The sequence below is a fragment of the Streptomyces sp. NPDC030820 genome (assembly GCF_055572075.1).
Map to the genome: position 1 here is coordinate 118,499 of NZ_JBVIEB010000015.1, position 17,780 is coordinate 136,278.

General features: G+C 71.9%; 16 protein-coding genes. 3 read left to right on the forward strand and 13 right to left on the reverse strand.

The genetic code is table 11. The annotated features are described in order from the left end of the window. Positions 1-161: 161 nt before the first annotated feature. The 4 genes from ACZ418_RS34220 to bldG form a co-directional block, all read right to left on the reverse strand. Complete coding sequence (locus tag ACZ418_RS34220) at positions 162-788, reverse strand: small secreted protein (protein ID WP_468370919.1); 627 nt, start codon at positions 786-788, stop codon at positions 162-164. 230 nt (positions 789-1,018) lie between these two features. After that, on the reverse strand, positions 1,019-3,421 hold the full coding sequence (locus ACZ418_RS34225; RefSeq protein ID WP_468370921.1) for a sodium-translocating pyrophosphatase: 2,403 nt from the start codon (positions 3,419-3,421) through the stop codon (positions 1,019-1,021). 269 nt (positions 3,422-3,690) lie between these two features. After that, on the reverse strand, positions 3,691-4,119 hold the full coding sequence (locus tag ACZ418_RS34230) for an ATP-binding protein (RefSeq protein ID WP_468370922.1): 429 nt from the start codon (positions 4,117-4,119) through the stop codon (positions 3,691-3,693). Between the two features lie 204 nt (positions 4,120-4,323). Continuing rightward, on the reverse strand, positions 4,324-4,665 hold the full coding sequence (gene bldG, locus ACZ418_RS34235; protein WP_010986038.1) for an anti-sigma factor antagonist BldG: 342 nt from the start codon (positions 4,663-4,665) through the stop codon (positions 4,324-4,326). Positions 4,666-4,743: 78 nt separating this feature from the next. On the opposite strand from bldG, the gene ACZ418_RS34240 reads away from it, so the two are divergent. Further along, a complete protein-coding gene (locus tag ACZ418_RS34240) occupies positions 4,744-7,281 on the forward strand; it encodes a DEAD/DEAH box helicase (protein WP_468370924.1) in 2,538 nt (845 codons plus the stop codon). A 19-nt stretch (positions 7,282-7,300) separates the two neighbouring features. Here the strand turns inward: ACZ418_RS34240 and ACZ418_RS34245 are convergent, their stop codons facing one another. From ACZ418_RS34245 to ssd, 7 genes are all read right to left on the reverse strand, one after another. Continuing rightward, on the reverse strand, positions 7,301-7,741 hold the full coding sequence (locus ACZ418_RS34245; RefSeq protein WP_468370925.1) for an Rv3654c family TadE-like protein: 441 nt from the start codon (positions 7,739-7,741) through the stop codon (positions 7,301-7,303). Beyond that, positions 7,738-8,130 carry a TadE family type IV pilus minor pilin gene (locus ACZ418_RS34250; RefSeq protein WP_468370927.1) on the reverse strand — a complete coding sequence of 131 codons (393 nt, stop codon included), beginning with the start codon at positions 8,128-8,130 and terminating at the stop codon, positions 7,738-7,740. Before ACZ418_RS34250 ends, ACZ418_RS34245 begins: the two co-directional genes overlap by 4 nt. Then, positions 8,117-8,320: a DUF4244 domain-containing protein gene (locus tag ACZ418_RS34255; protein WP_468370928.1), complete on the reverse strand. Its 204-nt coding sequence runs from the start codon at positions 8,318-8,320 to the stop codon at positions 8,117-8,119. The genes ACZ418_RS34250 and ACZ418_RS34255 overlap by 14 nt, the downstream gene beginning before the upstream one ends. Before the next feature lie 87 nt (positions 8,321-8,407). Continuing rightward, on the reverse strand, positions 8,408-9,187 hold the full coding sequence (locus tag ACZ418_RS34260; protein ID WP_468370930.1) for a type II secretion system F family protein: 780 nt from the start codon (positions 9,185-9,187) through the stop codon (positions 8,408-8,410). Between the two features lie 183 nt (positions 9,188-9,370). Then, positions 9,371-10,216: a type II secretion system F family protein gene (locus tag ACZ418_RS34265; RefSeq protein ID WP_468371067.1), complete on the reverse strand. Its 846-nt coding sequence runs from the start codon at positions 10,214-10,216 to the stop codon at positions 9,371-9,373. 7 nt (positions 10,217-10,223) lie between these two features. Beyond that, positions 10,224-11,429, reverse strand: coding sequence for a TadA family conjugal transfer-associated ATPase (locus tag ACZ418_RS34270; RefSeq protein ID WP_468370931.1), 1,206 nt, complete (start codon positions 11,427-11,429; stop codon positions 10,224-10,226). Then, on the reverse strand, positions 11,426-12,532 hold the full coding sequence (ssd, locus tag ACZ418_RS34275; RefSeq protein ID WP_468370932.1) for a septum site-determining protein Ssd: 1,107 nt from the start codon (positions 12,530-12,532) through the stop codon (positions 11,426-11,428). The genes ACZ418_RS34270 and ssd overlap by 4 nt, the downstream gene beginning before the upstream one ends. A 593-nt stretch (positions 12,533-13,125) precedes the next feature. On the opposite strand from ssd, the gene ACZ418_RS34280 reads away from it, so the two are divergent. Further along, positions 13,126-13,956: an HAD family hydrolase gene (locus ACZ418_RS34280; RefSeq protein WP_468370933.1), complete on the forward strand. Its 831-nt coding sequence runs from the start codon at positions 13,126-13,128 to the stop codon at positions 13,954-13,956. Between the two features lie 420 nt (positions 13,957-14,376). Here the strand turns inward: ACZ418_RS34280 and ACZ418_RS34285 are convergent, their stop codons facing one another. Beyond that, the gene (locus ACZ418_RS34285) at positions 14,377-15,201 is read right to left on the reverse strand and encodes a Fic family protein (protein ID WP_468370934.1); all 825 of its coding nucleotides are present in this window, start codon (positions 15,199-15,201) and stop codon (positions 14,377-14,379) included. Positions 15,202-15,302: 101 nt separating this feature from the next. Between ACZ418_RS34285 and ACZ418_RS34290 the strand changes: the two genes are divergently transcribed. Then, positions 15,303-16,295, forward strand: a complete 993-nt coding sequence (locus tag ACZ418_RS34290; protein ID WP_468370935.1) for an ATP-binding protein — start codon at positions 15,303-15,305, stop codon at positions 16,293-16,295. A 23-nt stretch (positions 16,296-16,318) separates the two neighbouring features. Here the strand turns inward: ACZ418_RS34290 and ACZ418_RS34295 are convergent, their stop codons facing one another. Next, positions 16,319-17,593, reverse strand: coding sequence for a polysaccharide deacetylase family protein (locus ACZ418_RS34295; protein WP_468370936.1), 1,275 nt, complete (start codon positions 17,591-17,593; stop codon positions 16,319-16,321). Positions 17,594-17,780: the final 187 nt, after the last annotated feature.

The following is a 17,780-nucleotide window of genomic DNA, read 5'->3' on the forward strand; positions in this document are numbered from 1 at the left end:
GCGGGGCCGCCGAGCCTGCCCTCCGATCCGTGAGCCGAGGCTGTCAGCCGAGGCCGTGAGCCGCCGACCGCCCGGCGTCAGCCGTAGCCGTGGGCTGTCATCCCGTCAGCTGTAGCCGTTGGCCGCCGTTCCGTCAGCTGTAGCCGCCGGCCGCCATCGGGTCAGCCCGCGGACGGCGAGGACGCCGACGAAGCCGTGGCGGCGACCTTCTTGCAGCTGGCCTGCTGGGCAATGGCGTTCTTGACGTCGCCCTGCTGGAGCTTCTCCAGCGCGTCGGTGCCGCTCTTGTGCTGCTTCTCCAGGTCCGTCATCTGCACCGCGATGTCGTGCAGCCCCGAGGCGAACTTGGCCTGGTCCTTGGTGTTCAGCGCGTCGACCTGCTTCTTCAGGCCGGCGTAGGAGGCGGAGAGGCCGTTGAAGCTCTTGACGACGTCCTGGAGCCGCTTGGCGCCGTCCTGGACACCGGGCGGCGCACCCGCGTCGCTGACGGCGGTGGCTATCGCCTTGTAGCCGTCGGCCATGTCCTGGAAGGCCTGCGAGTCCGTCTTCTGGAGGGTCTCGGGCTTGGCGGTGTCGGCGGCCGTCGTACTGATCGCCGCGTTCGCCGCCTTGATCTTCGCGTCCTGCGCGGGCACCGCGTCACACACCGACTTGGCCCAGGCGACCAGCTTGGGGTCGGGTCCCTTGTCACCGCCGCTGCTGGTGCATCCCGACAGCGCCACCACCAGTACCGCACCGCCGGACAGCGCGGCCGCGAGCTTCTTGTTCACCGGATTGGTCCCTTCCATGGCTCTCGGCCCACGGACCCTACACGGCGGACCCCCACCCTCCGCACCCCGAACGCCCCCTAAGGATCGCTTTGCAACCCTTTGCACCATGAGAGAGAAGGCTCACCACGTGGGCGAGCCCACAGCCGCGCCCGAAGACGCACCCGAGACGCACCCACAGACGGAAGCGGGCGGGCGGCACGTCAGCACGCGCCGCCCGCCCGCCCGTTGAGCAGGGCCTCCCGGAAGATCTAGGAAACCACCGCCGTGTTCGGTGAGTTGGGGACCCGTTCGGCGCTCTCGTCGTCGCCGACGGCGATGCCGCGCCGCTTGGAGACGTACACGGCGGCGACGATCACGGCGAGCGCGAGGATCGCGATCGCGATCCGTACGCCGAGGCTCTTGTCGCTGCCGTAGGAGAACTTGATCACCGCGGGCGCGATGAGCAGCGAGACCAGGTTCATGACCTTCAGCAGCGGGTTGATCGCCGGTCCCGCGGTGTCCTTGAAGGGGTCACCGACGGTGTCGCCGATCACCGTGGCCGCGTGGGCCTCACTGCCCTTGCCGCCGTGGTGGCCGTCCTCCACCAGCTTCTTGGCGTTGTCCCAGGCGCCGCCGGAGTTGGCGAGGAACACCGCCATCAGCGTGCCCGCGCCGATCGCGCCGGCGAGGTAGGAGCCGAGCGAGCCGACGCCGAGCGTGAACCCGATGAAGATCGGCGCCATGACGGCGAGCAGACCTGGCGTGGCCAGCTCCCGCAGGGCGTCCTTGGTGCAGATGTCGACGACCTTGCCGTACTCGGGTTTCTCGGTGAAGTCCATGATCCCGGGCTTCTCGCGGAACTGCCGCCGCACCTCGAACACCACCGAACCCGCCGACCGCGACACGGCGTTGATGGCCAGTCCGGAGAAGAGGAAGACGACCGCGGCGCCCGCGATGAGGCCGACGAGGTTGTTGGGCTGCGAGATGTCCAGGGACAGACTCAGCGGCGCGCCCGGCCCGGTGAGTCTCACCCCGACGTCCTGCACGTTGGTGGTGATCGCGTCGCGGTACGACCCGAACAGCGCCGACGCGGCGAGGACGGCGGTGGCGATGGCGATGCCCTTGGTGATGGCCTTGGTGGTGTTGCCGACCGCGTCCAGGTTGGTGAGCACCTGGGCGCCCGCGCCCTCGACGTCGCCGGACATCTCGGCGATGCCCTGCGCGTTGTCGGAGACCGGACCGAAGGTGTCCATGGCGACGATCACGCCGACCGTGGTGAGCAGGCCGGTGCCGGCCAGCGCGACCGCGAACAGCGCGAGCATGATCGACGTACCGCCGAGCAGGAACGCGCCGTACACGCCGAGCCCGATGAGCAGCGCGGTGTAGACGGCGGATTCCAGACCGACCGAGATGCCGGACAGGACGACGGTGGCCGGTCCGGTGAGGGAGGTCTTGCCGATGTCCCGGACCGGGCGGCGGTTGGTCTCGGTGAAGTAGCCGGTCAGCTGCTGGATGACGGCGGCGAGCAGGATGCCGATCGCCACCGCGACCAGGGCCAGGATCCGCGGATCGCCGGCCTTGCCCCTGATCGCCGCGTCCGTCACGCCGTGCAGAGCGGAGTACTTCGAGGGCAGGTAGACGAAGACGGCGATCGCGACCAGCGCGAGCGAGATCACCGCGGAGATGAAGAAACCGCGGTTGATCGCCGTCATGCCGCTGCGGTCGGCGCGCCGCGGGGCGACCGCGAAGATGCCGATCATCGCCGTGAGGACGCCGATGGCGGGCACGAGCAGCGGGAAGGCGAGTCCGGAGTTGCCGAAGGCGGCCTTGCCGAGGATCAGGGCGGCCACCAGGGTCACGGCGTACGACTCGAAGAGGTCGGCCGCCATACCCGCGCAGTCGCCGACGTTGTCGCCCACGTTGTCGGCGATGGTCGCGGCATTGCGCGGGTCGTCCTCCGGAATGCCCTGTTCGACCTTGCCGACCAGGTCGGCGCCGACGTCGGCGGCCTTGGTGAAGATGCCGCCGCCCACACGCATGAACATCGCGATCAGGGCGGCGCCGAGGCCGAAGCCCTCCAGCACCTTCGGAGCGTCGGCCGCGTACACCAGCACCACGCAGGAGGCGCCCAGCAGGCCGAGCCCCACCGTGAACATGCCGACGACGCCGCCCGTGCGAAATGCGATCTTCATCGCGGTGTGCGAGACGGTGGTGAGATCCTTTTGCGGTTCGCCCGGTGCCGGGGTGGCTTCCCGGGCCGCCGCGGCGACCCTGACATTGCTGCGCACGGCGAGCCACATGCCGATATAGCCGGTGGCCGCCGAGAACGCCGCTCCGATCAGGAAGAACACCGATCGTCCGGCACGCTGATTCCAGTCGTCCGCGGGCAGCAGCATGAGCAGGAAGAAGACGACGACGGCGAATACGCCCAGCGTACGCAACTGCCGGGCGAGATACGCCTTCGCGCCTTCCTGGACCGCCTCGGCGATCCGCTTCATGCTGTCGGTGCCCTCGCCCGCCGCCAGCACCTGGCGCACCAGGATCCCCGCGACCACCAACGCGGCCAGGGCGACCGCCGCGATGACGGCCACCATGATCCGGTTGTCGTTGGTCAGGACCGCGGCTGCGAGGGATGTGGGGTGACCCGATTGAGGGGTAGAAAGCCCCGCCATTCGTCCTCCTTGACGCTTGGGCTGAGCTCAAGATGTGGGGATTCTAGGTACCTCAGTGTGATCTAAACAGAGCGCGGTAAACGGAATTCTCCTCCGCCGACTCATCAGCAAATGATCGAGATCCCGTCCCGACAACCCGAATGGAGTAATGCCCCGAGGGCATTGTTTGATCGTGAATTCATTCACGAATTCGGGAGGCTGCCCCTGCACGCTGGGAAAACAGCGAGGGCCCTGCCAGGCAGGGCCCTCGTCGAGTGGTACGGCGGCGCTCAGACCAGCGCCGTGGCCGGGGGTGCGGTCGGCCAGGTCATGCGGATCAGGCCGCCGTCGTGTCCGGTGGTGACCTGGACGTCGTCGACGAGGCCGCTGATGACCGCGAGGCCCATCTCGTCCTCCTCGACCTCCGCCTCGCCGTCTCCGGCTCCGGGCGTGTCGCCGGGGGCGGCGTGCGGCGCCTCGTCGCCGACCTCGATGGAGAACTGTTTCTCCTCTTCGATCAGCGCCACCTTCACGGGCGCGCTGATGCCGCTGCTCTGGTGCAGTCCGACAGCACGGGAGCAGGCCTCGCCGACGGCGAGCCTGACCTCGTCCAGGACGGCCTCGTCCACTCCGGCCCTGCGTGCCACCGCGGCCGCCACCAACCGGGCGGTCCGGACGTGCTCGGGCAGCGCGCTGAAGCGGAGTTCGACGGTGGCCATGCATCCCCCTCGCGACTACGGGCGTGCGGTCGGGGGCGGGGCCGCCGAGAGCCCGCACACCCCCTGCTGTGCTTCTGTGCCCCGGGCCGCTTCGAAGCCCGGGAAGGAACCGGTCGACGCACCGGCCGCGAACGCAGCGGGCCGGACGTCACCGGCCGGCGTCCGGACTCCGACGGGAGCCCGGCGCCGGTGACCGGTCCAGGGTCAGTCGGTGGCCGCCACCGCTTCCTCGACCGAGGTGTGGATCGGGAACACCTTGGTGAGGCCGGTGATACGGAAGATCTTGAGAATGCGCTCCTGGTTGCAGACCAGGCGCAGCGAGCCCTCGTGGGCACGCACTCGCTTCAGGCCGCCGACCAGCACGCCGAGCCCGGTGGAGTCGAGGAAGTCCACGCCCTCCATGTCGACGACGAGGTGGAAATTGCCGTCGTTCACCAGCTCGACCAGCTGCTCGCGCAGCTTGGGCGCGGTGTATACATCGATTTCGCCACCGACCTCGACGACCGTACGATCGCCGACGGTACGGGTCGACAGGGACAGGTCCACGGATCCTCCAGCACCTTGCTATCGAGCGGACGCCCCTCGGGACACCTCGGCGGCCCCCGGGACGCATCGCCAGCCGCGATGGCATTCAATCACTTACCGGCAGGCGTGCACGACGCCTTGGCTCCATTGTCCGTCACGCCAGTGACACACTCGGTGCCGATGGCCAAGAATCACCGATCCGATCGATCCCCGGCGGACCCGGCGTCCCGCCCGTCTCCGGGCGCGGTCCTCGACCGGCTCGCCTCCGGGCCGAGCCGGTCTGCGCGCATCACTCATACGGAGCACTTGCCCCCGCGCGTGGGCCGCCATGCCGTCTGGCCTGACCGAATCCGGTCCGAGGTGATCGCGGCCGTCCAGGCGTGCGGCATCGAACACCCCTGGGCGCACCAGGCGCTGGCCGCGGAGCACGCCCTGGACGGCGACTCGGTGGTCGTCGCCACCGGCACCGCCTCCGGCAAGTCCCTCGCGTACCTCGTGCCCGTCCTGTCCACCCTTATGGACGGTTCCGAGGCTCCGAACGGCCGAGGGGCCACCGCGCTGTACCTCGCCCCCACCAAGGCACTTGCGGCGGACCAGTGCCGGTCGGTGAAGGAACTTTCACAGCCGCTCGGCACCTCGGTGCGCCCGGCCGTGTACGACGGCGACACCCCGTTCGAGGAGCGGGAGTGGATCCGCCAGTACGCCAACTACGTCCTCACCAACCCCGACATGCTGCACCGCGGGATACTCCCCTCCCACCCGCGCTGGTCCTCCTTCCTGAAGTCCCTCAAGTACGTCGTCGTCGACGAGTGCCACACCTACCGGGGTGTCTTCGGCTCGCACGTCGCCCAGGTGCTGCGCCGGCTGCGCCGTCTGTGCGCCCGCTACGGCGCCTCACCCGTCTTCCTGCTGGCCTCGGCGACCGCCGCCGAGCCCGCCGTCGCCGCCCGCCGGCTGACCGGCCTGCCGGTGACCGAGGTCGCCGACGACGCCTCTCCGCGCGGGGAGCTGGTCTTCGCCCTGTGGGAGCCCTCGCTCACCGAGCTGCACGGCGAGAAGGGCGCACCCGTACGGCGTACCGCCACCGCCGAGACCGCCGATCTGCTGACCGACCTCACCGTGCAGGGCGTGCGCTCGGTGGCCTTCGTACGGTCCCGGCGCGGCGCCGAGCTGATCTCGTTGATCGCCCAGGAGAAGCTGGCCGAGGTCGACCGCTCTTTGGTCCGGCGTGTCGCGGCCTACCGCGGCGGCTACCTCCCCGAGGAGCGCCGCGCCCTGGAACGCGCCCTGCACTCCGGCGAACTCCTCGGGCTGGCCGCCACGACGGCCCTGGAGCTCGGCGTGGACGTCTCCGGCCTGGACGCGGTGGTCATCGCCGGATACCCGGGCACACGCGCCTCCCTGTGGCAGCAGGCGGGTCGCGCGGGCCGTACCGGACAGGGTGCGCTGGCCGTGCTGGTGGCCCGCGACGACCCGCTGGACACCTTCCTGGTCCACCACCCCGAGGCCTTGTTCGACCAGCCGGTGGAGTCCACCGTCCTCGACCCCGACAACCCCTACGTCCTCGCCCCGCACCTGTGCGCCGCCGCCGCGGAACTCCCGCTGACCGAGGAGGACCTGGATCTCTTCGGCCCCGCCTGCGCGGACGTGCTGCCGCAGCTGGAGGCCGCGAAGCTGCTGCGCCGGCGGACGAAGGCCTGGCACTGGACACGCCGGGAGCGGGCCGCCGACCTGACCGACATCCGCGGCGCGGGCGGGCGCCCGGTGCAGGTCGTCGAGTCCGGCACCGGCCGCCTGCTCGGCACGGTCGACGCGGGCGCCGCGCACTCCACCGTCCACGAGGGCGCGGTCCATCTCCACCAGGGCCGCACCTACCTGGTACGCCAGCTGGACCTGGAGGACTCGGTCGCCCTGGTCGAGCAGGCCGACCCGCCGTACTCCACGGTCGCCCGCGACACCACCTCCATCTCCGTCCTGGAAACCGACACCGAGATCCCCTGGGGCGCCGGCCGCCTCTGCTACGGCTCGGTCGAGGTCACCAACCAGGTGGTCTCCTACCTCCGCAGACGCCTCATCACCGGCGAAGTGCTCGGCGAGACCAGACTCGACCTCCCTCCTCGTACGCTGCGCACCCGCGCGGTGTGGTGGACCGTCACCGACGACCAGCTCGACGAGGCCCGGATCGCCCCGGAGATCCTCGGCGGCTCCCTGCACGCCGCCGAACACGCCTCCATCGGCCTGCTCCCCCTCTTCGCGACCTGCGACCGCTGGGACATCGGCGGCGTGTCGATCCCGCTGCACCCGGACACCCTGCTGCCCACGGTCTTCGTGTACGACGGCCACCCCGGCGGCGCGGGTTTCGCCGAGCGTGCCTTCCACACCGCCCGCACCTGGCTCGCCGCCACCCGCGAGGCCATCGCCTCCTGCGAGTGCGAGGCCGGCTGCCCGTCCTGCATCCAGTCCCCGAAGTGCGGCAACGGCAACGACCCACTGCACAAGAGGGGGGCGGTACGGCTCCTCACGGTGCTGTTGCGGGGGGCGCCGGAGGAGAAGCCGGACGAACGGGGGGCGGAGGCGCCGGCTGCGGGGAGACGGCCGACAGAGGAACCGACTCCGGGGCAGGCGCCGCGGGCTTGAGTGTGCCCGGCGGGGGGCTCTACGGCATGGGGGCTTGCCGTACGGGAGGTCCCGGCGCCGGTCTTCCCGCCGCCGGTCTTCCCGGCGCGGAGCCACCCTGCACCGCTTCCGCCGGCCCCGCTCTGGCCCTGGCCTGCGCCGCGAACGGGCCTCTTCCCGAGGCCGCCGTCACGTCCGAGGTCTCGCCGGTGATCGCGCACCGAACCAGCCGTACCCCCTGGGCCGCCGCCACCCGCTCGGCCCGCGCGCAGGCCGCCGCGCCACCCTCCTCCCAGTGGGCCGCCGCCGCGAGCGCCGCCAGATCCGCGCCGCCGGCCGCCCGGTGCCGGACGACGACGGCCTGGCCCAGCGCGAGCACGGCGCCGAACACCGCACACAGCACGGCCATCGCCCCCAGGCTCCACACGGTGGCGGAACCCCGGTCCGAGTGCTGCCGATCCCTCACCCCACCTCGTCTCACGGCTCCGCCTCCCTGGTCGCCCCGGTCTCTCCGGTCGACGCGCTCTCCTCGGCCGGTGCGACGGCCTGCTCGCGCACCTCGAAGGGCAGTCCGCTCAGCACCGGCGGTCTGGCCACCACCGTCACCCGTACCTGATCGCCCTCGCGCCCGACCGTCACCCGGGCGCCGCGCGGCGCGGCCTGCCGGGTCACCGTCACCACGGCGTCGGCCGGGTCCTGACGGGCGGCGGCCCGGGCACCGATGCGGGCGGCGTCCACGCACTGGATCTGCGCCGCCACCACGAGCAGCCCCCAGACCAGCGCCATCGTGAACGCCACCAGCACGCACAGCACCACGGCCGCCTCCGCGGTCACGAACCCCCGGTCCGCCCCTCGCTCACATCCGCTCACTGAGGGCCTTCTTCACGATGTCCTGCAACTCCGCCCGGACCTGGCCGCTGGTGACGACCTCATAGAGCAGCAACGCGAACCCGACGGCCGCGATGATCCCCATCGCGTACTCGGACGTCACCATTCCGGCGTCCCCGCGGCCCCTCTGGCGCAGTCGTACCGCCGCCGCTTCCTTGATCTTCCTGTGCATTCCAACCCCCGTGGGATTCATGATCTTTGCGGTTCTCCGCGATTGCCCGGTCCGTTGACCGCTCGGGCTCGTTCGCTCTCGTACGTCTCAGCTGCCTCCCATCACGCCTCCCGCGAGTCCGATCACGACAGGCAGCACGCCGACCGCGATGAAGGCGGGCAGGAAGCACAGGCCCACCGGCGCGGAGATCAGTACGGCCGCGCGCCGGGCCCGGGCCGTCGCGGTGCGGGCCCACTGTGCGCGTGCGTCGGAGGCGAGGCGCGCGGCCGGAGCGGCCGCCGGAAGCCCGGACTCGTCGGCCCGCTCCAGCAGCCGCGCCAGCGCTCCGGCGCCGGGCAGCTCCGCCAACCGCCGCCAGGCGTCCGCCGGTTCACCACCGAGCCGCACCTCGGCCGCGCCCCGCGCCAGCGCCTCCCCGACCGGCCCGTCGAGCGCCTCCCCCACCGCCTGCGCGGCGATCACCGGTCCGGCGCCGGCCGCGATACAGGCGGCCAGGAGATCGGCGGCGAGGGGGAGTTGGCGTGTGGCGTCGGCCGTGTCGACCGGCTCCGCCCGGCCGGCCGCCAACTGCCGGCTCCGCCACCACCACAGCACGCCCCCGGCGCCCAGCCCCAGCACGGCCCCGGTCACACCACCGACCAGGACCCAGGCACCGCACACCGCCCCGGCCGGCGGCAGCCACCGCCGCACCGTCTCCGCCGACGCGGACCGCCGCCTGGGCGCCGGCACTTCCCGACCGAGCAGCTCGGCCACCCGTCGCCGCGCCCGACGTCGCCTCCGGACCAGCTCCAACCGCTGAACCACCCAGCCGACGGCCAGCACAGCGACCCCGACCGTCCCCAGCCTGTGGACAACTTCCCCGCTCATACCGCCCGCTCTCCCCCCATGCCCCAGCCGACGCGCTCCATCACGCGCCTTGTCCCGCACACACCGCTCCCCCACTGATCGCCCCCAGCTCCCCGCATGCCCCGTCGCACGCCCCGGCGCCGCACAGCCGCCCAGCCCCGAGAGCCGCACCACACCACTCACACCGCCCCGCCCCACCGCCACTCACACCGCCCCCGCTCCCCGCACGATCCGCACGGCCCACCACAACCCGGCCGCCTCGAAGGCCGATCCGATCGCCAGGCAGCCCAGGCCGGGGCCCGTGTGGAGCAGGACGTGGAGCGGGTCGGCGCCCATGGCCGAGCCGAGGAGGAGGCCGAGGGCGGGGAGCACGGTGAGCAGCACCGTGGTCGCCCGGGCGCCCGCCAACTGGGCTCGCAGATCGGCGCGCTGGTCCCGCTCGGCGCGCAGGGCCGCGTCCAGCCGGTCCAGGCCCGCCGCGAGCCCGGCACCCTGGTCCACGGCCACCCGCCAGCACGCGGCCAGCCCGAGCAGGCCCTCGGCGCCCGGCTGCCGGGCCGCCGCGGTGAGCGCTCCCGGCACGTCCCCGCCGAACCGGGCCGCCGCGACCACGGCCGCCTGCGCCTCGCCGAGCCCGCCGGAGTCCCGCGCCGCCCGCAGCAGCGCCTCGCCCGGCTGCCGTCCGGCGCGCACCTCCCCGGCGAGGACCCCGCACAGGGCGATCACCGCGTCCGCCCGCCGTTCCCGGGCCCGCCGAGCCTGTCGGGCCAGCCGCACCCGGCGCAGCACCGGCATCCCGGCCGCCCCCGCGACGACCGGAATCACCGAGGCCCCCAGCAGCCCGAGCAGCAGACCGGCCACGAGCGCCCACCACTCGGTCCCCAACCGGCCGCGCAGCCGCCGTAGTTCCGTGCGCGCCTGGTCCCAGGAGGGCGGGTCGGCCGTCACCACTCCGCCGCCCGCCAGCAGCAGCCGCGCCCGCCGCATGCCGTAGTGCCGCCCGCCCAGCAGCCGGACCAGCGCGCCGAGACAGATCAGCGCGGCACCCATGGACGTCTCACCGATCACTTCCCGCACCCCTTTCCGAGTCCGCTCCGGCGTCCAGGAGCCGCTCCAGCCGCTCCCAACCCCGCTCCCGTACGAAGGCCCGCTCGCCCCAGCGCAGGGCCGGCACCGTTCGGACCAACCCCGTGGCGTCCCGGTCCAGCACGTGCACCTCGGCGATCCGGCGCCGCCCGGACCGGTCCCGTACGAGGTGCAGAACCACGGAGAGGGCGGCCGCCAGCTGGCTGTGCAGCGCGGCCCGGTCGAGCCCCGCGGCCGTGGCCAGCGCCTCCAGGCGGGCCGGTACGTCTCCGGCGGCGTTGGCGTGGACCGTGCAACAGCCCCCCTCATGACCCGTGTTGAGGGCCGCGAGCAGGTGCACGACCTCCGGTCCGCGGACCTCGCCGACGACCAGCCGGTCGGGCCGCATCCGCAGCGCCTGCCGGACGAGGTCCTCCAGGGTGACCAGGCCGGCGCCCTCCTGATTGGCGGGCCGGGTCTCCAGCCGGACGACGTGCGGATGGTCCGGGCGCAGTTCGGCCGAGTCCTCGGCGAGCACGATCCGCTCGCCCGCCCCGACCAGCCCCAGCAGCGCGCTGAGCAGGGTGGTCTTACCGCTTCCGGTGCCGCCGCTGACGAGGAAGGACAGGCGGGCCGTAAGCAGCGCCCGCAGGATCTGCTCGCCGCCAGGCGGCACCGTGCCGGCCTCGACCAGTTCCTCCAGCGTGAACGCCCGGGGCCGCACGACCCGCAGGGCCAGGCAGGTGCAGCCGACGGCGACCGGGGGCAGCACCGCGTGCAGCCGGGTGCCGTCGGGCAGCCGGGCGTCCGCCCACGGCCGGGCGTCGTCCAGCCGGCGTCCGGCCACGGCGGCCAGCCGCTGCGCGAGGCGTCGTACGGCCGCCGCGTCGGGGAAGGTCACCGGGGTCAGCTCCAGGCCGCCGCCGCGGTCCACCCACACCCGGTCGGGGGCGGACACCAGGACGTCGGTGACGTCCGGGTCGGCGAGCAGCGGCTCCAGGGGGCCGGTGCCGACGAGTTCGGACCTCAGCCGCCGGGCCGCGCCGAGGACTTCGGCATCGCCGAGCACCCTGCCCTGTTCGCGCAGGGCCTGGGCCACGCGCGCGGGGGTGGGTTCGGCGCCGCTCTCGGCCAGCCGGCGCCGGACGCCGTCGAGAAGGGCGGCGCCGTCCGCGCGGTCGAGTCCGGGGAGGCTCATCGGGTGCCTCCGGCCTCGATCAGCGCCCGCTCCCAGAAGTTCGTACAGAAGCGGGCGAGCGGGCCGCGTCCGGTCGCGCCGGGTGGTTTCGTGCCGCCACGCGGGCGCAGCAGTGGCGGGTCGACCGGCACCTCGCCGGCCAGCGGCAGGCCGAGCAACCGGGCCACCTCCTGGTCGTCCAGGCCCGGTGCGTACGGCCCGCGCACCGCCACGCGCAGGTCGCGCACCACCATGCCGACGGCGGAGGCGACCCGCCCGGCGGCCGCGACCGCGCGCAGTTCGGCGGGGACGACGAGCAGTGCCAGGTCGAGCTGTGCGAGGACTTCGGCGACCCCGTCGTCGAGCCGGCGGGGCAGGTCCACCACGACCGTGCCGCCCCGCCGGCGGGCCGCGGCGAGCACCGCGCGCACCGCCTGCGGCGGGACGGCGACGCAGGCGCCGCGGTCCCAGCTCAGCACCCGAAGGGAGTGCAGTTCGGGCAGCGACTCCTCCAGGGCGCCGCCGCCGACCCGGCCGCGGGAGGCGGCGAAGGCGGGCCAGCGCAGTCCGTCGGCGCTCTCGCCGCCGAGGAGTACGTCGAGTCCGCCGCCGAGCGGATCGGCGTCCACGAGGAGGGTGCGCAGTCCCTCGCGCGCGGAGGTGACGGCGAGCGCGCACGCGAGCGTGGAGGCGCCTGCCCCGCCCCGGCCGCCGATCACCCCGACGGTGAGGGCCGGGCGGCCGACTCCCTCGGCGACATCGGCGATGCGGTCCACCAGCCACTGCTCGCCGTCGGGAAGCATCAGGACGTGGTCGGCGCCGATCTCCATGGCGCGTTGCCACACCCCGGGGTCGTCCTGGTCTCGGCCGACCAGCACCACTCCGCGCCGGCGCGTGGCCCCGCCGATCCGGCGGGTGGCATCGTCTCCGATCAGCACCAGGGGGGCCGTTTCCCAGCCGTCGCCGTGTTCGGGTACGCCGTGGTGGACCTCGGGTGTGGCGCCGGCGGCCGCGCACAGGCGCAGCAGGTCGTCCAGGAGTTCGGCGTCCTCGGTGACGATGAGCGGCCTGCCCGGCCGGTCCGGGGTGCCGGGCGGCGGGTCGTGGGTGACGGCTGCGGTCACGGGTGTTCCCCCTTCGCTGCGTGGGCCGCGCAGCCCCTGCGGCCACGCGATTCCCAAAGGTGTGAAGAACCGGCAAGCGGCCCCCCATATGAACGGCCGACAGAAACCGGCCATAGGCGCTCCGGCAATCGGAACCGGCCATGAACTCGCCGCGGCCGAGCGCGCTGGAATCACGGTGCAGCGATCCGCGAAATCATGTGGATCTTGGTCGAAATCTGTGGACAACTCAGGGGCTGTGAATATCGCCGTCACCCATACCGGTGGCCTCTGCGCCGATCCCGGTGCGACTTCCCCAGAGCAGCGCGACGATTACCCCGAGTAACGGATCATGGGCGCGCAGAAGCGGCGGCCGCGGTGGCGTCGTACCGACCCCGCGGTCGCGTGAGAAAGGGGGGAGGAGGGAGAAAACCCATCCGGACATGCGACGACCCCCGCCGGGGGGGAGAGCGGGGGTCGTCCCCACGGCCGACTCGGGGGGGGAGGAGTCGGACCGGGTTAGCACGGTCGCGAACGATCCGTGACTTCCATGGTGTACCCGAGAGCCCTCTCAGGCAAACCCACGCGCCCCACCTTACGCCGAATGGTGGGCGCCTATGCTCTGGGGCGTGGAAAACCACTCCTTGCCCCGCGCGGCAGCCTTCTTTGATCTGGACAAGACGGTCATTGCGAAGTCGAGCACGCTCACCTTCAGCAAGTCCTTCTACCAAGGCGGGCTGATCAACCGCAGGGCCGCGCTGCGTACCGCATATGCCCAGTTCGTCTTCCAGGTCGGCGGCCTGGATCACGACCAGATGGAGCGCATGCGCGAGTATCTGTCCACCCTGTGCCGCGGCTGGAACGTGCAGCAGGTGCGGGAGATCGTCGCCGAGACCCTGCACGACCTGATCGACCCGATCATCTACGACGAGGCCGCCTCCCTCATCGAGGAGCACCACGCGGCCGGCCGGGACGTGGTGATCGTGTCGACCTCGGGCGCCGAGGTGGTCGAGCCCGTCGGCGAACTGCTCGGCGCGGACCGGGTGGTGGCCACGCGCATGGTCGTCGGCGAGGACGGCTGCTTCACCGGGGAGGTGGAGTACTACGCCTACGGCCCGACCAAGGCCGAGGCGATCCGGGAGCTGGCCGCGTCCGAGGGCTACGACCTCGACCGCTGTTACGCCTACAGCGACTCGGCGACCGATCTGCCGATGCTCCAGGCGGTCGGGCACCCTCGCGCGGTGAACCCGGACCGCGCCCTGCGCCGCGAGGCACTCGCGCGCGGCTGGCCGGTCCTGGAGTTCCGCCGGCCGGTGCCGCTGAAGAAGCGGCTGCCCACGCTCACCGTCCCCGCCCGCCCCACGCTGGTCGCGGCGGCGGCCATAGGAGCGGCGGCCGCCACCGCCGGCCTCTTCTGGTACGCCAGTCGACGCCGAAGCACCGCCTGACGCGCAAGCACCCGCCTGACGCGCTAGCACCGCCGGGCGTCGAAGCGCCGCCCGACGTCGAAGCCCCGTCCAAGCGGGGCCCGTTTCACCGTCGTTTGAACCCAAAAGTAAAAGAACCGGAGGCAAGGGTTTCGCTTCCTCCCGGCGCGCGGTACAAAGACCTTAGGCCCGCGAGACCAAGAGGACATCCGAGAGGATCACCTACCACTACGCAGTTGGCCCCACGGACCACGCATGGACACCGGGCACCCACGCGACGTCGACCCGTCGATTACGGGCCAGCCGCACCAGGTGACGGGCAAAGTCCCCGACCTGATGGGCAGATATCGAGGACGCTTGGTAACCCGGTGAACATGCCAGCGGCGGTACGAAGACTCGTACCGCCGCATTGATGTCCGGGTCGGCCCGCCGGGGCGCCTCTCAGGCGGCGCCGCGCTGCAGCGCCTCGCACACCGCCGTCGACTCGCGCGCACCCAGTTCGATCGCCCGGCCGCAGTGCGCGATCCAGGCCGCCATGCCCTCGGGGGTGCCGGAGACGTATCCGCCCAGCGCCGCCAGATAGGAGGCGCGGCCCAGCTCGGCGTGGCCGACCTCGGCCGGGCAGATCGCCTTCGGGTCCAGGCCGCTTCCGATCAGCACGATCCGTTCGGCCGTGCGTGCGACCAGGCCGTTGTGGGAGACGAAGGGCCGCAGCGCGAGCAGCTCGCCGTGCACCACGGCGGCCGTGACCAGCGCGGGCGCGGACGACCCGGCGATGATCAGGTCCGCGAGCCCCTCCAGCCGCCCGGAGACCTCCGCCGCGTCCGGCAGCGGCAGCTCGACCAGCGGTTCGTCCACCGGCTCGCCGGCCTGGCGCGGCCTGCCGACCTCGTCGCCCTTGCTCGCGGCGGCCACCAGGTGCAGCCGGGCCAGCACCCTCAGGGGCGACTGCCGCCAGATGGACAGCAGCTGTCCCGCCTCGGCCGACAGCCTGAGGGCCGCACCCATGACGCGCGCCTCCGCGTCGCCGCCGAAGTCGGTACGCCGCCGCACCTCCTCCAGGGCCCAGTCGGCGCCGGACAGCGCCGCGGAGCCCCGGGCACCGCGCAGGGCCGCCTCGGAGGTGATCTCGGCGCTGCGGCGCCGCATGATCCGGTGCCCGTAGACCCGGTCCACGGCCTTGCGCACGGATTCCACGGAGTCGGCCACACCGGGCAGCGAGCCCAGGGCCGCGAGCGGGTCGGCGTTCGCGCCTGTCGTACTCATGAGTACGACACTACGCATCCCATCGGCCGACCCCTCGAAGGAGTGGTCTTCTTCACTTCCGACTGCCACTTACAGCTATCACCCGACTACCGTTGGTGAACATGAAAATTGCTTTCGTCGGGAAGGGCGGCAGCGGCAAGACCACGCTCTCCTCCCTGTTCATCCGCCACCTCGTGGCCGCCGGCGCCCCGGTGGTCGCCATCGACGCGGACATCAACCAGCACCTCGGGCCCGCGCTCGGACTCGACGAGGCGGAGGCCGCCGCGCTGCCCGCCATGGGCGAACGGCTGCCGCTGATCAAGGACTATCTGCGCGGCGGCAACCCGCGCATCGCCTCCGCGGCCACGATGATCAAGACGACCCCGCCCGGCGAGGGCTCGCGGCTGGTCCGGGTGCGGGAGCCCAATCCGGTCTACGACGCCTGCGCGCGGCCGGTGGAACTCGACGGCGGCGCCGTCCGTTTGATGGTCACCGGCCCCTTCACGGACGCCGACCTGGGGGTCGCCTGCTACCACTCCAAGACGGGAGCGGTGGAGCTGTTCCTGAACCACCTCGTCGACGGCCCCGACGAGTACGTCGTGGTCGACATGACGGCCGGTTCGGACTCCTTCGCCTCCGGCATGTTCACCCGCTTCGACATGACGTTCCTCGTCGCCGAGCCGACCCGGAAGGGGGTCTCCGTCTATCGCCAGTACAAGGAGTACGCCGGCGACTTCGGCGTCGCCCTGAAGGTCGTCGGCAACAAGATCCAGGAACAGGACGACATCGACTTTCTGCGCGCGGAGGTCGGTGACGACCTGCTCGTGACGGTCGGCCGCTCGGACTGGGTGCGCGCCATGGAGAAGGGCCGTCCGCCCCGGTTCGATCTGCTGGAGGAGGCCAACGCCCAGGCCCTGCACACCCTTCGGGCCACCGCCGACGCCACGTACGAGCTGCGGGACTGGGAGCGCTACACCCGTCAGATGGTGCACTTCCACCTGAAGAACGCCGAGGCGTGGGGCAACGAGCGCACCGGGGTCGACCTGGCGGCGCAGGTCGACCCCGCCTTCGTGCTCGGCGAGAGCCTCGGCGCGGAGATCACAACTGCCGTGTGACGCCTACGGCTTGCATGTGACGCCTACTGCCTGACCGCCGGCGCCCCGGGCACGCCCTTGGGCGCCGGGGCCGGGCGGCCGGAGAGGAAGGACGCCCAGCCCTGCCTGGGGGCCTCGCCCACCTCCAGGGTGCGCAGCCTCTGAAGGGTCTTCGGGTCCTGGACGTCCAGCCAGTCGACCAGTTGACGGAAGGACACACAGCGCACGTCGGGCTTGTTGCACACCTCCTTCACCGTGTCCTCGACAGCGCGCATGTAGGTGCCGCCGTTCCACGACTCGAAGTGGTTGCCGATGATCAGCGGAGCGCGGTTGCCGTCGTAGGCCCGGTAGAAGCCCTTGACCAGGCCGTCGCGCATCTGGTCGCCCCAGTAGCCGAACTTGTCCGGGTCGCCCTGGATCTTGGTGCCGGACTGGTCGACCATGAACTTGTAGTCCATGGTCAGCTGCTCATAGGTGTGCCCGGGGAAGGGCACCAGCTGCATCGACAGGTCCCACAGGCCCTCCTTCTTCTTGGGCCATACCTGGTTGTCGACCCCGCTGGAGTCATAGCGGAAGCCCAACTCGCGGGCCGCCTTCGTGAAGTTCTTCTGGCCCTCCAGGCAGGGGGTGCGGGCGCCGATCAACTCCTTGTCGTAGTCGAAGGGCAGCGGGGCCGACGTCTTCATGCCGGTGTTGGTCTTCCAGGTCTTCACGAACTGCTTGGCCTGGGCGATCTCGCTCTTCCACTCGTCCACCGACCAGGTGCCCACCCCGCCGTTGGGCCCGCAGAAGTGGCCGTTGAAGTGCGTGCCGATCTCGTTGCCCTCCAGCCAGGCCAGCCGTGCCTGCTTGACGGTGTCGGCGATCCCCTTCTCGTCGTTGAAGCCGATGTCGGAGCTGCCCGGCGAGTGCTGGGGCGGCTTGTACAGTTCACGCTTCTCCTCCGGCAACAGGTACACGCCGCTGAGGAAGTACGTCATGGTCGCGTGGTTCTCCTTGGAGACCTCACGGAAGTGCGAGAACAGCTTCTGGCTGTCCTCGCCCGCGCCGTCCCAGGAGAACACCACGAACTGTGGCGGCTTCTCACCGGGCTTCAGCCGCTCGGGTCTGGGCAGATGCGGCTGCGAGCCGGTGTATGCGGTGGATCCGTCACCGATCAGCCGGAGCACGCTCAGGGGCGCCGGCGCCGCCGGGGCACCCTTCTGCGGGCCGGACGCCCCTTCCTTCGAGCCGTGGGAGCCGGTCGCGCAACCGGCGAGCGAGGAGGCACAGGCCGCGGCGACCATGGCTCCGACGGCGATCCTCTGGGTGGCGGCCATGTTCCGCCCACCTTCTTCCTTCTCTCAGACACACGCTGACGAGGGCCGCTTTCTGGTGAAGTGCCGGGCTTGGACCGACAGTGCCGCCAAGGTCGCACGGGGCCGAGAAGGAATTGGCACGACAAGCCGATCAAATGATTAGTTCGCTCACGCGAGGGACGGATTGGGCCATTTGCCACGGATCGTT